We start from the raw sequence: 16,600 nt of genomic DNA on the forward strand, positions 1-16,600 counted from the left end.
TATCACCAGTCCTAAATAGTATAGAGCCTTTTTTAGTTTGTATAAGATTTAGAACGTAAGAAGTCTGGTTGATAAGGGACAGGTTGGTGATAGTAGATTGATAAGATCACACCGACACCCGTCATTAAACTCCATAAAGAGCTACCGCCGTAACTGATGAATGGAAGCGGAATACCTGTAATTGGTAATAATTGAACTGTCATTCCCATGTTTTGGACTGCGTGGAATAAAACAAGTGTCATAAATCCGATAATATAAATCTTGTTGTAAATAATTGTGTTTTTATTCGCAAGACGTACCAAGTGGAACATCAGCACAATAAATAAAATGATTAATAATACAGCACCGATAAATCCGAATTCCTCACCAACAACAGAGAAGATAAAGTCAGTATGGTTTTCAGGAATATAAACTTCACCATGATTAAGTCCTTTACCTAATAATTGACCAGAACCGATTGCTTTTAGCGACTCTGTTAAATGATAACCATCGCCTGAACTATAAGAATAAGGATCTAACCATGAAGCGATACGCCCTAATTGATAGGTTTTAATACCGAACCCATTTTCAATTAATGATGGTTTGAAGATAATAGATAAAATAAAGAATGCACCGATTGATAAAATCGTTAAGAAAATAGGTGCAAGGATTTTCCAAGAAATCCCACTGACGATTAAAACACCTGTTAAGATTGCTAGGCAGACTAACGTTGTCCCTAAGTCATTTTGTAAAAAGATTAAAGCCATCGGAATACCTGTGACTATTAATAATTTAAAGAATAACTTAAAGTCAGTTTCTAATGATTTGTTAAATGTATATTTGTTATGACGAGATACAATCTTCGCAAGCATTAAAATCAGTATAATTTTCATAAACTCAGAAGGTTGGATACTGATCGGACCAAAACTGTACCAACTTTTTGCACCGTTGATGATAGGTGTTATCGCTGTTTCTGGCATTACCAATAAGACAATTAACAAAACACATAAAATGCCGTACAACGTATAAGTGTATTTCATAATGCGCTTAGGTGAGATTACCATAATTGCAAAGGCGATTATAAAACCGAGTATGTAATAAATGATTTGTTTAATACTGAAGTTTGCGCTATATTGACCGCCGCCCATGGCAGATTTTATAAAAACGACACTAATGATAGCAAATATTACCAAAATGCCGATTAAAACCCAGTCAATACGCCGTATCCATGATTTATTAGGTTGTTGACGTGAAGCTTTCATAAATAGTCTCCTTTAATGCATGTTTTACATCAGTTCAATTGATGTTGACAGGTTACTCTTCGATAGTTGTATGTTATGTATAGTTATCCATATGAAAAACTATAGCATATTTGAACTTTCATCTGTAGCTATTTCCTATTATATACCGTTTTACCAATTATGACTTTAATTTCTCAGGTTTGACATGCAATAAATTAGGAAATCGTGATAAAATAAAGTTTAACAATGCGTTTGGAGGAAAGAACATGGCTAAAGAAAATATATGTATCATTTATGGTGGAAAAAGCGCGGAACATGATGTTTCTATTTTAACTGCGCAGAATGTCTTAAATGCTATTGATAAAGATAAGTACCAAGTAGATATTATCTACATTACAAATGATGGTGCTTGGAAAAAGAAAGATAACATCGTCGATAGTGTGGAAGATACAGAAACTTTGCGCCTAGAAGATGTAAAAGAAGGTGAAATTTCCAGCTTGCTTACAAACAGCAGTTCTGGACAGCCATATTCAGCAGTATTCCCATTATTACACGGACCGAATGGTGAAGACGGAACAATTCAAGGATTATTTGAAGTATTAGATTTACCGTATGTCGGTAATGGTGTGTTAGCAGCTTCTAGTACAATGGATAAACTTGTCATGAAACAATTATTTGCACATAGAGGTTTACCGCAATTACCATATGTCAGCTTTTTAAGAAGTGAGTATGACAAATATCAAAGCAATATTTTAAAACTTGTGCATGACAAATTAGAATATCCTGTCTTTGTAAAACCAGCAAACTTAGGTTCAAGTGTCGGTATCAGTAAATGTAACAACGAAGAAGAGTTAAAAGCAGGGATTGAAGAAGCTTTCCAATTCGATAGAAAACTTGTGATTGAACAGGGTGTCGTTGCGAGAGAAGTCGAAGTTGCGGTATTAGGTAATGATTACCCAGAAACAACGGAACCAGGGGAAGTTATCAAAGATGTGGCATTTTATGACTATAAATCTAAATATTTAGATGGTAATATCCGTTTATCTATTCCAGCTGAATTAGACAGTGAAGTACGTACAACACTTCGTAATATGGCAGTTGAAGCATTTAAAGCAACAGACTGCGCAGGCTTATTACGTGCAGATTTCTTTGTGACAGAAGATAATCAAATCTACATTAATGAAACAAATGCGATGCCAGGATTTACTAAATTCAGTATGTATCCAAGTCTGTGGGAAAGCATGGGTTTATCATACTCTGACTTGATTACAAAATTAATTGAGTTAGCGAAAGAAAAACATATCGAAAAACAAAAGAACAAATACAAAATTGATTAAGGTCGTGTACTTACATGATAGAAGTAACTTTAAAACAAATTAAAGCGTGGATTTCTTGTGAAATTGATGAAAAATATTTAGATCATACAATTAAAGGTGTCACAATCGACTCAAGAAAAATTGATGAAGGTAATTTGTTTATCCCATTTAAAGGTGAAAATACAGATGGTCATCGATTTGTAGAACAAGCATTACAAGATGGTGCAGGCGCTGTTTTTTATCAAAAAGATGTCAAACCAGAACATCCAGTAGAAGGTCCTGTCATCTGGGTTGATGATACCTTATTAGCACTGCAAGAACTGGCGAAAGCTTACTTGCAGCACGTACAACCAAAAGTAATTGCTGTAACAGGATCTAATGGTAAGACAACAACTAAAGATATGATTGAAAGTGTTTTAAAGCCGAATTTCAAAGTGAAGAAAACACAAGGAAATTACAATAATGAAATTGGGATGCCATTAACGATTTTAGAGTTAGATGAGGATACTGAAATTTCCATTTTAGAAATGGGTATGTCAGGTTTCCATCAAATTGAACTACTATCTGAAATCGCACAACCTGATATTGCAGTGATTACCAATATCGGTGAATCACATATGCAAGATTTAGGTTCTAGAGAAGGTATTGCCCGAGCTAAATTTGAAATTGTTGCTGGTTTAAAACCAGAAGGTGTACTGCTTTATGATGGCGATGAACCTTTACTTGTACCGCATGTTCATACGTTAGAAAATAATCAAGCGATCAGTATCGGCATAAGTTCTGAGAATGAAGTGGTATGTCATGTTGAACAACATGATGCGTTAGGTATAGCGTTTAGTATCAATGATCAAGAACATTATCAAATTCCTATTTTAGGTATTCATAATATGCGTAATGCAGCAATTGCGATTACGGTCGGCAAATTGTCAGGTCTTGATTATGAAACAATTAAAACAAATATTGCGCAAGTCCAATTGACGCAAATGCGTATGGAGTTGCATCATTCTAAACAAGATGTCGCAGTAATTAATGACGCTTATAATGCCAGCCCAACAAGTATGAAAGCGGCTATTGATACGCTATCTGCAATGGATGGACGCAAAATCTTGATTTTAGCGGATGTGCTAGAATTAGGAGAAAACAGTGCAGCAATGCATGCTTCAGTAGGTGAATACTTAGAAGATAAAGGTATCGATTATTTATTGACTTACGGCGAAGAAGCGGCACATATTCATCAAGCGGGTAAAGCATTTGTAGAGACTGCCGAACATTTTGATGATAAAACACAATTAATCGAATATACGTTAGCACATGTTCAACCAAAAGATAATGTGTTGATTAAGGGTTCAAGAGGTATGGCTTTAGAAGAAGTAGCTCAAGCTCTATTAGAACAAAATTAATTAGAAAGTCAGCGAGATGATGAAATTTCTTATTACGAGAAATCCTATCATCTTACTGACTTTTTTGCTTTCTAGTGAGAATTGCATGATTGCTATAATGGGCTTAAGGTGGTACTATATAGAAGTTGATGAAAAATTAAAGACAAGGTGGGGGCGGGTGCTCATTAGTTCTGTATCCATACAGAATAATTGTTAAAGTATTAACCGCTCATTTTTTATCATTTTTAGATGAAAATGAAACTGATAGATGATGTATATCTACTGAAATAAAGAGAGCACAAATTCATCAAAGTCGTCTCGACCATATATAAAGGAGAATTATTTTGCAAAAATTTATAGACTTAGGTGTTTCAGAACAAACTGCTGAAACGCTTGCTAATATGGGCTTCGAAGAACCGACTCCTATACAAAATGATAGTATTCCGTTTGCATTGCACGGTTTAGATATTTTAGGACAAGCGCAAACAGGTACAGGTAAAACGGGAGCGTTTGGTATTCCGTTAATTGAGAAAGTTGTCGGAAAAGAAGGCGTACAAGCACTGATTTTAGCACCTACACGCGAACTTGCAATGCAAGTTGCGGAACAATTACGTGCATTCAGTCGCGGACAACGCGTACAAGTCGTAACAGTTTTCGGTGGTATGCCGATCGGACGCCAAATTAAAGCGTTGAAAAAAGGACCGCAAATTGTTGTAGGTACACCAGGACGTGTCATTGACCACTTGAACCGTCGTACACTTAAAACAAATGATATCCACACATTAATTATTGATGAAGCGGATGAAATGATGAACATGGGCTTCATCGACGATATGAGATTCATTATGGACCATATTCCATCAGAAAATCGTCAAACAATGTTGTTCTCAGCAACAATGCCTAAAGCCATCCAAGCTTTAGTACAACAATTCATGAAAGACCCTAAAATCGTTAAAACAATGAATAACGAAATGTCAGATCCGCAAATTGATGAATACTACACAATCGTTAAAGAATTAGAGAAATTCGAAACATTTACCAACTTCTTAGATGTCCACCAACCAGAATTAGCAATTGTCTTCGGTCGTACAAAACGTCGTGTAGACGAATTAACAAGTGCATTAATTTCAAAAGGCTACAAAGCTGAAGGTTTGCATGGTGATATTACACAAGCAAAACGTTTAGAAGTCTTGAAGAAATTTAAAAATGACCAAATCGATATTTTAGTTGCGACAGACGTTGCAGCACGTGGTTTAGATATTTCAGGTGTCAGCCATGTATACAACTTCGACATTCCTCAAGATACTGAAAGTTATACTCACCGTATCGGACGTACAGGCCGTGCCGGTAAAAAAGGTATCGCGGTTACATTCGTTAATCCTATTGAAATGGACTATATCCGTCAAATCGAAGATACAAATAATAGACGTATGAAAGCGTTAAGACCACCACATCGTAAAGAAGTATTACGTGCACGCGAAAATGATATTAAAGAAAAAGTAGAAAAATGGATGAATCAAGAACATTCAGAACGTCTACAAAATATCTCTTCTCAATTATTAAATGAATATGATGATGTAGAATTAGTAGCTGCATTATTACAAGAATTAGTCGAGTCAAATGATGAAGTAGAAGTTCAATTAACATTCGAAAAACCACTTGCACGCAAAGGTCGTCATAATGCGAAAGGTCCTCGTCGTGGAGGCAAACCTTCTAATAAACGTTCAAACAATAAATTTGATAACAAAAACCGTCGCGGTAAAGGAAAATTTAATGGTAAAAAACAAAAACACGATAAAAAAGATCATAAAAAACCGATTAAAGGTCGTACATTCGCAGACATGCAAAAATAAGAATACCCAATGATTTCAAACCGTTTCGAAGAAATTCGAAGCGGTTTTCTATTTATGGAAATCTATAAATTTTTAACAAAATAATGTTAATCATTGTTAAAATATGACTGATAGCTAAAATACATAGAAAGGTGCGAAGTGACCTTATGTCTAAAAAAAGTCCACGCCGCGTAGTAGGGTACTATTACATCCGCTATTTCATTGAGTTTTTAATAGAAATATTAGTTTTTAGCGGCTTAGTATTCTTGTATCATCATTTTACGTGGTCACCTTGGGTGCTAAACCTGCTTATCATTTTATTGGCCATGAGTTTCCTATATAAAATCATCCATCCTTGGATTATATGGAACTATCGCTTTTATCTATTGCAAGAACATTATGTATCAATTGAGTCACGATTCTTCTTTCAAAAGCAACAAGTGCTTAAATATGACAGAATACAATATGTAGAAAGAGAAAGTGGCCCTATTTTATTAGCGTTCAAACTTTATAAACTTTCTATTATTACTGCAGGTCATGTTGTCACATTACCGATATTGACAGAAGATGAAGCAATATCTATAGAATCCGTTTTTATGCGCCGACTTGAGGAGGTAGATGCAGATGTATAATCCACAAAGATTACACCCACTGTCATATCTCACAGGGTTAATTACTACAATTAAGCAAAATATAGTCGTCATTGTTATCTTTATTTTCAATATCAACAACTTTAACTTTACCGATGTAAAATCGTATATATGGCCAGCTTTTTTAACAGCTATATTTTTATTTTCTTTTATCTATAATGCATTAGAAGTGTATTCTACACGCTATTGGATAGAAGGTCATCATTTTGTCGTGACCAAAGGCGTCTTTAATAAAATACGAAAAGAACTGGATATTCAAAGAATCCAAGCTTTTGATTCCTCACAAGATATTGTGAATCGAATCTTTGGCGGAGTCATTATGGAAATTAAAACACCGAGTGATGGCATTACGTTGCAAATTGTGTCTAAGCAGCAGTTCAATCTGATAGAGCAAGCAGTCAGATCAGAACAAACATCAAAAGATTATAAAGAAGAAACAACGCATGTACCGATTGATGAGGAACAACAAGTTTCGCATGACTTGGAACCAGACAAGCCTGAACACATATTTAATCTCTCGCTGAAAGAGTTGATTTTTATGGCGTTGTCTAGCGGATCTATTGGTATTGCGTTATTTACTTTAGCACCATTATTAGGAAGCTTCCAAGAAATTATTCCGTGGGATGAAGTGTTCCATCAATTTGATTGGATAGCAGAAGCTGCATATGTAGTGGTTGCAGGTATGATTATATTATCCTTACTTTTAGCATATATCATTGGTGTCATCATCGAATTTGTAAGGTATTACGGTTATACCCTGAGTGAGAAAAATGAACAACTGCATATACAATATGGCTTGTTGAATGTGAAGACGATAAATGTGGCAACACGCCGTATTCAAGCAGTAGTAGAAAAACAATCATTTATTCGTCGATTTATCGGTTATACTTCTATTTACTTTATTATTACGAGTGATGTGGAAAAGACTGATAGTTCTACAACAGCTTCAGGTGATATCATGATTTTACCGTTTATTAAACGTAAGAAAGCCTATCAAATCGTTGAACAGTTAGTACCTTCTATTCAATTTGAAATCGTAGAACCCGGATTGCCGATAGGCGGTATCCGTCGTCATGCACAAATTGGAATCGGTCTATTTTTAATCGCAGGTGCGATTTGTACGTACTTTTGGTCGTGGTGGTATATGGTGTTAGCCGTTGTCGCAAGTCTGTTAGTATTAGTGCATAGTATGATGACAGTACATTATTCAGGCTATAAAACTGATGCATCGACGCTAACTGTTAAGAAAACGCAATTAACAAGAACACGTTATTATTATGCGAAAAGAGATAGGTTGATTGGGTTTGAAAAATCACAGAATTGGTTTATGAAACGTGTCGGCTTAGCTGATTTCTCATTTTCGGCCGCAAAAGGGCAAGGTCAAATAGATATCGGTTTGCGCTTTATCAATAATGATGCTGCCGAACAACTAAAACAATGGTATGTAAAGGAGGACAACTATGAATAGAATGGCTCAAGATGGAAAGAAAGTGTTGTTTATTTCAGGTTTAATTCAAACAGGACTGATTGTTTTAGTGTTTTCTGTATTAATTATGGCAGAATATCTGTGGTTGCATCTATTATCCAAAGATGCATTGAAATGGGTTAGTCTGATTGCGGTTATACTCACATTATTTGTCTTTATATGGATCTGTCTTCTTAATCCGTGGTTGAAAAATAAGCAACACAGTTATTTGTTGGAAGCGAAACAAATTATTGTTCAAGAAGGTATGATTTTTGTCAGTATGAAACATATTCCTTTGTTTAGGATTCAAAATATAGATATTAATGAAGGTTGGTTGATGCGTAAATGGCAATTAGCAACTTTGACACTATCAACAGCAGGCGGAGATAGTGAGATATTGTTGATAAATAAAGCAACAGCCCAACAAATCATGTATGATATTAAACATATTCATGATAAGAATGAGATGTCAGAAGAAGAAGCGGGTGAATAATGTGATTTATGGTATAGGTATCGATTTGATTGAAATCGATCGTATCAAAACAATGTTAGAACGTCAGAAGAGATTTCCAGAAAAAGTATTGAGTCAAGATGAACTGGACAAGTTCCATTCATTTTCACATCCACAACGACAAGCAGAATTTTTAGCTGGACGTTTTGCATGTAAAGAAGCGTTCAGTAAAGCGTTAGGTACAGGCATCGGCAAACAAATCAGTTTCCATGATATTAATTGTAAGAATGATGAATTAGGTCGTCCTTATATTCACTTTGAAGGATTCAAAGTTCATGTCAGTATCTCTCACACGAAAAATTATGCGACAAGCCAAGTATTGCTTGAAAAAATATAAAATAAATTGAGTATTGATAAAATGAGTCAGAAAGTATTATAGTAGTAATACATTTTACTTGGTTAAAGGAGATGACGCTATGGCGGATAAATTTTATCGCCCTACGTATTTAAAGGTAGACTTAGAAGCGATTTTAAAAAACTACCAAGTACTAGGAAAACTACAACCAAACAAAACAGTAATGCCTGTCATTAAAGCAAATGCATATGGACTGGGCAGTGTGAAAGTTGCACATTATCTAGAAAAAAACGGTGCAGAATTTTTTGCGGTCGCTACATTAGACGAAGCAATTGAATTGCGCATGCATGGGATAGACGCCAAAATTTTAATATTAGGTGTCGTTATGCCGAATGATATTAATAAAGCGATTCAACATCGTGTTGCCTTAACCGTTCCTTCATACCAATGGTTGGAAGCGGTAATAGAGCAGATTGAGCCTGAAAATAAAAAAGATTTATGGCTGCATGTCAAAATTGATACAGGCATGGGGCGCCTAGGTATTAAGACACTTGAGGATTATCAAAAAATCGTTGATACAATCAATCAACATGATCAATTAGTTTTTGAAGGTGTGTTTACTCATTTTGCGCAAGCAGATGAAGATTCACCACATACACATGAACAATATCAAGTATTTGAAGATTGGGTGAATACATTACCACATCCTCCTTATGTCCATTCTCAAAATTCTGCAGGGACAATTCTGCATGAAGCGCCTATTTGTAATATGGTGCGTACTGGTATTTCGTTATATGGTTATTACCCGTCTGAATATGTAGAAGAAGTGACAAATGCAGTGCTTTATCCAAGCGCTTACTGGGCAACCGAAATTATGGAAATCAAACGTTTAAACTTAGGGGATACTGTCAGCTATGGTTCTACCTTTACTGCTGACCGAGCATTGAAAATCGCTATTTTAGGTGTGGGTTATGCAGATGGATTCCCACGCATGATGCAAGGAGCAACAGTAGAAATCAATGGCCATCATTGTGAAATTATCGGACGCGTTTGTATGGATCAAATGATGGTGGTTTTACCAGAAGATGACACATTTGAAGTTGGGGATACAGCAACGTTATTGAACCGCGAACATCAAGGACCTGAATCATTAACTTCATTGGCACATCAACAACAAACTATCAATTATGAAGTGCTTTGTCGTATCGGTAGACGTGTGCCAAGAATCTACGAACCAGAAAAAGAATTTGATATTGTCAACGAATTGCAAAAATAGTATGGTCATGAATTTTGAAATTTGTTATGATTAATTTGAATATTAGTTTAGAAGTTCTTTATTTCTTGGAGGTCTTACCTATGTCAACTTTTAATCAGAATAGAAGCTATAGTTTGGAACAGTCATTAAAAGAAGGCTATTCACAAATGGCTGATTTGAATCTCTCCCTAGCAACGGAGGCATTTTCAGTGGAATGTGAAGCCTGTGATTGCAATGAATCTTATCTTACATTTGATAAGGATGAATGATGAGGAGAGGCGATGTTTATTTAGCTGATTTATCACCAGTGCAAGGTTCTGAACAAGGGGGAGTTAGACCTGTTGTAATTATACAAAATGACACTGGCAATAAGTACAGTCCGACGGTAATTGTAGCCGCGATTACTGGGCGTATTAATAAGGCGAAAATTCCAACACATGTTGAAATTGAAAAGAGTAAATACAAATTAGACAAAGATTCTGTTATATTACTTGAACAGATTAGAACAGTTGATAAAAAACGTTTGAAAGAGAAATTGACTTATCTTTCAGATGAGAAGATGAAGGAAATTGATAACGCGATTGGAATTAGTTTAGGCTTGACACATAAAAATTAGGAACCGATTTCAATCATATGTGTAAACAACTAAATGAGAAGTGGTTGTATCAGTTTATGCTGAACAATCCAGTTCATTCAAATGAACGATTTAAAAGAGGTGAAGCAACATTTTCAGCCTGCTTAGCAACTTTGCTTATTGCTCGATTTTTATCATAGTGTGATACAGCATTTTACTATGGTGCTGAAATGTGACTTTCGACCTCTTTTTATTTCATCAAACAAGATTTAAATAAGTATGTGTGGTTACTGGGTAGACGGCGAAACTGGTATAAAGAGAGGGACAACGCAATTGGAAAATTTCAAAAAAAGATATATGCAATTAATGAAGTCTTATGTAGAGTCCTATAATAAGGAAACGGTTATTAAGCAATTTGAAGGCTTCGGTCAAGAAATTTTAGAAAAACATATCCATGCAGAAGATGTACTTGATATTCATAGAGAATGTGCCAAAGAAATGGACTTAACTAAAGAACAAGTCTTCGCTACATTTGAATTATTGAAAATTATCGCAAGTATTTTCGGATATAGCTATCAAGATTATCAAGAAATGGTAGATAAACTCTATTACCATGATAAAGAAATGGATTTAGCTTCACGTTTACAACAAACGATGCTGCAAACTGAGATACCTCAATTCGACAGTATTCAAATTGGGGTTATTTCTGTTGCAGCGCAAAAAGTAAGTGGGGACTACTTTAATTTAATTGATCATAAAGATGGAACGATGAGTTTTGCGGTAGCAGATGTCATTGGTAAAGGTATTCCTGCAGCGCTCGCAATGAGTATGATTAAATTCGGAATGGATTCATATGGGCATTCACAATTACCAAGTGATGGTTTAAAACGTCTGAATCGTGTAGTTGAGAAAAACGTCAACCAAGATATGTTTGTGACAATGTTCTATGGCTTATATGAAGAAATGAATCATTTATTATACTGCAGTTCGGCAGGTCATGAACCAGGTTATATTTTCAGAGCTGCCGAAGACAGATTTGAAGAAATCTCTGTCAAAGGGCGTGTGCTTGGTGTTAGACAATTAGAACGCTACAAGCAGCAGGAAATTCAAATTCATTTAAATGATTTGATTATTATCTTTACTGATGGTGTGACTGAAATCAGGGATGAAAACGGTAAATTTATAGAGACAGATTATTTATTAGATTTTATACATAAGTATAAAAATCTGCATCCGCAAGATATTGTACAGTTATTGTATGAAGATTTACTTGGCATTCAAAAGTCAGGCAAGCGTGATGACTTAACAATCTTAATTATTAAGCGAGTAAATTAAATAAAAATGATTAACCTTTAAACAAAATGGGTAAACTAGTATTTGAAATATGAACAGACTGGAGTGTATCACTGAATGAATTTGAATATAGAGACACAAGAACATGATGGGTATTATGAAATTAAAGTCGGAGGAGAACTAGACGTTTATACTGTACCTGAATTGGAACAAGTTTTAACACCAATTAAACAAGAGGGTACACATGACGTATATGTTAACTTGACGAATGTAAGTTACATGGATTCCACTGGACTTGGTTTATTTGTAGGAACATTGAAAGCATTAAATCAAAATGATAAAGAATTATATATTATCGGCGCTTCAGAACGTATCAGCCGTTTATTCGAAATTACAGGTTTAAGCGACTTGATGCACGTAAATGAAGGATCGGAGGTAGAATGACATGGAAGCGAAGCGGAATGTAATTGAAATGAAGCTGCCGGCACAAGCTGAATATGTCAGTTTAATCCGATTAACATTATCGGGCGTGTTTTCACGTGCGGGTGCTTCATATGAAGATATCGAAGATGCTAAAATTGCGGTAAGTGAAGCAGTCACAAATGCTGTAAAACATGCATACAAAGAAGAAGAAGAAATCGATCCCTCTATTTATTTATGTTTTGAAATTTACGATGATAAAATTAGAGTTGTTATTTCTGACCAAGGCAAGAGCTTCGATTACGAAGAGAAGAAAAAAGAACTTGGTCCATACAGTGAAAATGAAAATATAGACTTCTTAAGAGAAGGCGGATTAGGTTTATTCTTGATTGAGTCATTGATGGATGAAGTTAAAGTAAACAAGGACAATGGTGTAACGATAAGCATGATCAAGTATATAAAAAAAGAGCAGGTGCACAATAATGGCGAAAGAGTCGAAATCAACTAACGATATTTCACCACAACAAATCAACGAATGGATCAGACAACATCAGAATGAAGAAAATACCAGTGCCCAAGACAAACTTGTCAGACATTATCAAAAATTGATTGAATCTTTAGCTTTCAAATATTCAAAAGGACAATCACACCATGAAGACTTGGTTCAAGTAGGAATGGTAGGACTTATCGGTGCCATAAATCGATTTGATATCAATTTTGGCAGAAAGTTCGAAGCCTTCTTGGTGCCTACGGTAATCGGTGAAATTAAAAGATACTTAAGAGATAAGACTTGGAGCGTTCATGTTCCAAGACGTATCAAAGAAATTGGTCCAAGAATTAAAAAGACCACTGATGAATTAACAAATGAACTTGAACGTTCGCCATCAATTGCCGAAATCGCAGATAGATTAGAAGTTACAGAAGAAGAAGTATTAGAAGCGATGGAAATGGGACAAAGTTACAATGCGTTAAGTGTAGACCACTCCATTGAGGCAGATAAGGATGGTTCAACGGTCACGTTACTTGATATTATGGGTGAGCAAGAAGATGGTTATGATTTAACCGAGAAACGAATGATTTTAGAAAGAATCTTACCTATTTTATCTGATCGTGAACGTGAAATTATTCAATGTACTTTCATTGAAGGGTTAAGTCAGAAAGAAACAGGTGAACGCATTGGCTTAAGTCAAATGCATGTCTCACGATTGCAACGTAATGCAATTAAAAAGTTACAACAAGCGGCGAAGAAATAATGCCGAAAATAAAGAATCGCAATCTTTAGAAAGGGCTGAGATACATTATGTATTTCAGTCTTTTTCTATTCTTATGATACTATGGAAACAAGAAAATGAATTTGAGGTGCAGATATTGAATAACGAATTAATCAACTCAATTGAAAAACAACATCACTTTTCAAAAAAACAAATTACTGAAGTGCTAGCATTACTAGAAGAAAATAACACAGTTCCATTCATCGCACGTTATCGAAAAGAGCGTACAGGTGGACTAGATGAGGTCGAAATTAAAAAGATTGCCGACGAATATCATTACATGGAACAGCTTCAAAAGAGAAAAGAAGAAGTTTTACATAACATAGAACAACAAGGTTTATTAGATGACCAGTTAACAGCGGATATTTTAAAACAAACGAAGTTGCAACGTGTGGAAGATTTATATAGACCGTTTAAACAAAAGAAAAAAACACGTGCAACAGAAGCTAAACGAAAAGGATTAGAGCCTTTAGCAAAATGGTTGATGCAAAGTAGTATTGATCAATCACCTAAAACTTATGCAGAAGCATTTTTAAATGAAGAAGTGACATCAGCTGCTGATGCGTTAGCAGGTGCACAAGATATTATTGCAGAATGGGTTTCTGATAATCCTAAATATAGAAATAAAATTTTGACACAGACACAAAAACGAGGACTCATCACAAGTCAGAAAAAGAAAAAAGCAGAAGATGAGAAAAAGACATATGAAATGTACTATGAATTTTCAGAGCCGATTCATAAAATAGCCAACCATAGAATATTAGCGATGAATCGCGGCGAAAAAGAAAAAGTATTATCAGTGAAGATTGAAATGGATACAGATTCATTAGAAAGAGAAATTGCACGCCAAGAAATTAAAGGTCAGCATGAAGGTACAACTTATATTGAAGCGGCAATTAAAGATAGTATGAAACGTTTGATTATGCCATCAATCGAGCGAGAAATTCGCACTGATTTGACGACTAAAGCTGAGAATCATGCGATTGATGTATTCAGTGTTAACTTAAAACATTTATTATTACAACCACCATTGAAAGGAAAACAAATTTTAGGTGTTGACCCTGCATTTAGAACAGGGTGCAAATTGGCTGTAATTAATCCGTATGGTACATTTATTGCAAAAGGTGTGATGTATCCGCATCCTCCAGTTTCAAAAACAGCGCAAGCAGAAAAAACATTTTTACAATTTATCAATGATTATGATGTTAAATTAGTAGCTATTGGTAATGGTACGGCAAGTCGTGAAACTGAACAATTTGTGGCTGATTTAATTCAAAAACATAACTTAGATGTTCAATTTATTATTGTGAACGAAGCGGGTGCGTCTGTTTATTCTGCATCTGAAATCGCAAGAACAGAATTTCCTGATTTCCAAGTAGAAGAAAGAAGTGCAGTTTCAATTGGACGTCGTGTACAAGATCCGTTGAGTGAGTTAGTAAAAATTGATCCAAAATCAATTGGTGTGGGTCAATATCAACATGATGTTAATCAAAAAGCACTTGAAAATGCTTTGAATTTCGTAGTAGAAACAGCCGTTAACCAAGTTGGTGTAGATGTGAATACAGCTTCACGTTCATTATTGCAACATGTTTCAGGTTTATCACCGCAAATCGCACAAAACATTATTGATTATCGCGAAGAAAATGGAGTCATTAACCATCACAAACAAATTGCCAAAGTAAAACGTCTAGGCCCTAAAACATTTGAACAAAGTATCGGATTCTTACGTATTGTAAATGGTAAAGAGCCGTTAGATAATACATCAATTCACCCTGAGAGTTATGCGATTGCATATCAATTATTAGAGCAACAAGGTTTGAGTGCAGAAGATCTTGGTACAACACATCTTAAAGAGGTATTGAACAAACTAGACTTAAAACAATCTGCTGAGCAATTAAACGTAGGTCTACCAACTTTAGAAGACATTGTGGCTGCGTTGATTGCACCTAATCGAGATCCACGTGATGAATATGAAACGCCGATTTTAAAATCCAACGTATTATCTTTAGAAGATTTAACCAAAGGAATGAAATTGAGCGGTACTGTTCGAAATGTCGTTGACTTTGGTGCATTTGTAGATGTCGGTGTTAAACAAGATGGCTTAGTGCATATATCTCAATTAGCGAAACGTTTCGTGAAAAATCCAATGGATATTGTCAATGTAGGAGATATTGTAGATGTTTGGGTACTTGATACAGATACAGTGAAAAATAAAGTTTCATTGACAATGATTAATCCTAATGAGTAATAACTGGATGGATAATGAGAAGTTGCAACAACTTACAGAGAAAATTTCCAGACAATCATTTGGATGGGAATTCAAACACGAGGCTTATTTCAATAATAGGTTAAGAACAACAGGCGGAAGATATTTGTTGCAGTCTCATAATATCGAAATCAATCCGAAACAATATGAACAGTTTGGAGAAGCGGCTATTATTGATATTATCAAACATGAACTATGTCATTATCATCTCCATCTGCAAAAACGAGGTTACCAACATAAAGACAAAGAATTTAAGCAGTTAAGTCAAAAAGTTGGTGCACCAAGATTTTGCAGTGCTGTTAAAAGTTATGAAGAACGGGCGAACTATGTATATCAATGTCAATCATGCAAAAAATCTTTCTTGCGCATTAAAAAAGTGAATACACGAAAGATGGTTTGTGGTCATTGTCACGGTAAGTTAAAACTACAAAAGAAATTATAGTAATCAATACCGAGTATCTAAGGTGTTAAGCCTTGGATGCTCGGTTTTTTACTACGATTAAAATAAAAACAAGAAAATATGAACTTTAGTGTTGACTCAACTCTGAGAATGTTATATGATAGTTCATGTCCTAAAAAAACGACATTAAATATTTGAAACGAACTTTAACGCTTTGTTAAAAACTTTTAAAAAGTTATTGACATGATATTACGAGAGTGTTACAATAGAGTACGTTGTTAAAATAAATGATTAATGAAATCAAACCCAAGCGGTCGTGGCGGAATGGCAGACGCGCTAGGTTGAGGGCCTAGTGGGAGAGATCCCGTGGAGGTTCAAGTCCTCTCGGCCGCATCAACATTTCATTAATTTACGAATATATGCGGGTGTAGTTTAATGGCAAAACCTCAGCCT

General features: G+C 35.1%; 17 protein-coding genes and 1 tRNA gene. 17 read left to right on the plus strand and 1 reads right to left on the minus strand.

Annotated elements, in window-relative coordinates; genetic code table 11:
* Positions 1-32 precede the first annotated feature (32 nt).
* Entirely contained in the window at positions 33-1,241 is a 1,209-nt protein-coding gene (locus HMPREF3031_RS10095) for an FtsW/RodA/SpoVE family cell cycle protein (protein ID WP_002481760.1), read from the minus strand.
* Positions 1,242-1,486: 245 nt separating this feature from the next.
* Between HMPREF3031_RS10095 and HMPREF3031_RS10100 the strand changes: the two genes are divergently transcribed.
* From HMPREF3031_RS10100 to HMPREF3031_RS10180, 17 genes are all read left to right on the plus strand, one after another.
* Positions 1,487-2,557: a D-alanine--D-alanine ligase gene (locus HMPREF3031_RS10100; protein ID WP_002481759.1), complete on the plus strand. Its 1,071-nt coding sequence runs from the start codon at positions 1,487-1,489 to the stop codon at positions 2,555-2,557.
* Positions 2,558-2,571: 14 nt separating this feature from the next.
* A complete protein-coding gene (murF, locus tag HMPREF3031_RS10105; RefSeq protein ID WP_002481758.1) occupies positions 2,572-3,936 on the plus strand; it encodes a UDP-N-acetylmuramoyl-tripeptide--D-alanyl-D-alanine ligase in 1,365 nt (454 codons plus the stop codon).
* 323 nt (positions 3,937-4,259) lie between these two features.
* Entirely contained in the window at positions 4,260-5,768 is a 1,509-nt protein-coding gene (locus HMPREF3031_RS10110) for a degradosome RNA helicase CshA (protein WP_002481757.1), read from the plus strand.
* Positions 5,769-5,914: 146 nt separating this feature from the next.
* A complete protein-coding gene (locus tag HMPREF3031_RS10115) occupies positions 5,915-6,379 on the plus strand; it encodes a PH domain-containing protein (protein ID WP_002481756.1) in 465 nt (154 codons plus the stop codon).
* Positions 6,372-7,865: a PH domain-containing protein gene (locus HMPREF3031_RS10120; protein ID WP_002481755.1), complete on the plus strand. Its 1,494-nt coding sequence runs from the start codon at positions 6,372-6,374 to the stop codon at positions 7,863-7,865. The genes HMPREF3031_RS10115 and HMPREF3031_RS10120 overlap by 8 nt, the downstream gene beginning before the upstream one ends.
* Positions 7,858-8,355 (plus strand): PH domain-containing protein, encoded by a 498-nt coding sequence (locus HMPREF3031_RS10125; protein ID WP_002481754.1) that lies wholly within the window; start codon positions 7,858-7,860, stop codon positions 8,353-8,355. The genes HMPREF3031_RS10120 and HMPREF3031_RS10125 overlap by 8 nt, the downstream gene beginning before the upstream one ends.
* A 1-nt stretch (position 8,356) precedes the next feature.
* Entirely contained in the window at positions 8,357-8,710 is a 354-nt protein-coding gene (gene acpS / locus HMPREF3031_RS10130; RefSeq protein WP_031262810.1) for a holo-ACP synthase, read from the plus strand.
* A gap of 79 nt (positions 8,711-8,789) precedes the next feature.
* Positions 8,790-9,944, plus strand: a complete 1,155-nt coding sequence (gene alr / locus HMPREF3031_RS10135) for an alanine racemase (protein WP_002481752.1) — start codon at positions 8,790-8,792, stop codon at positions 9,942-9,944.
* A gap of 80 nt (positions 9,945-10,024) precedes the next feature.
* On the plus strand, positions 10,025-10,192 hold the full coding sequence (mazE, locus tag HMPREF3031_RS10140) for a type II toxin-antitoxin system antitoxin MazE (protein ID WP_023016097.1): 168 nt from the start codon (positions 10,025-10,027) through the stop codon (positions 10,190-10,192).
* Entirely contained in the window at positions 10,189-10,539 is a 351-nt protein-coding gene (locus HMPREF3031_RS10145; RefSeq protein ID WP_031262808.1) for a type II toxin-antitoxin system PemK/MazF family toxin, read from the plus strand. The genes mazE and HMPREF3031_RS10145 overlap by 4 nt, the downstream gene beginning before the upstream one ends.
* Positions 10,540-10,830: 291 nt before the next feature.
* A complete protein-coding gene (locus tag HMPREF3031_RS10150; RefSeq protein ID WP_002481750.1) occupies positions 10,831-11,832 on the plus strand; it encodes a SpoIIE family protein phosphatase in 1,002 nt (333 codons plus the stop codon).
* Between the two features lie 75 nt (positions 11,833-11,907).
* Entirely contained in the window at positions 11,908-12,234 is a 327-nt protein-coding gene (locus HMPREF3031_RS10155) for an anti-sigma factor antagonist (protein WP_002481749.1), read from the plus strand.
* A gap of 1 nt (position 12,235) precedes the next feature.
* Positions 12,236-12,718 carry an anti-sigma B factor RsbW gene (rsbW, locus tag HMPREF3031_RS10160; RefSeq protein WP_002481748.1) on the plus strand — a complete coding sequence of 161 codons (483 nt, stop codon included), beginning with the start codon at positions 12,236-12,238 and terminating at the stop codon, positions 12,716-12,718.
* Positions 12,693-13,463, plus strand: a complete 771-nt coding sequence (sigB, locus tag HMPREF3031_RS10165; RefSeq protein WP_002481747.1) for an RNA polymerase sigma factor SigB — start codon at positions 12,693-12,695, stop codon at positions 13,461-13,463. Before rsbW ends, sigB begins: the two co-directional genes overlap by 26 nt.
* A gap of 115 nt (positions 13,464-13,578) precedes the next feature.
* Positions 13,579-15,729, plus strand: a complete 2,151-nt coding sequence (locus HMPREF3031_RS10170; RefSeq protein WP_002481746.1) for a Tex family protein — start codon at positions 13,579-13,581, stop codon at positions 15,727-15,729.
* A 7-nt stretch (positions 15,730-15,736) separates the two neighbouring features.
* Positions 15,737-16,189, plus strand: a complete 453-nt coding sequence (locus tag HMPREF3031_RS10175; protein WP_002481745.1) for a SprT family protein — start codon at positions 15,737-15,739, stop codon at positions 16,187-16,189.
* Positions 16,190-16,457: 268 nt separating this feature from the next.
* Positions 16,458-16,540 (plus strand) — tRNA-Leu (locus HMPREF3031_RS10180).
* Positions 16,541-16,600 lie beyond the last annotated feature (60 nt).

The sequence above is a fragment of the Staphylococcus sp. HMSC072B07 genome, assembly GCF_001815505.1.
In the GTDB taxonomy this organism is placed as follows: Bacteria; Bacillota; Bacilli; order Staphylococcales; family Staphylococcaceae; genus Staphylococcus; species Staphylococcus simulans.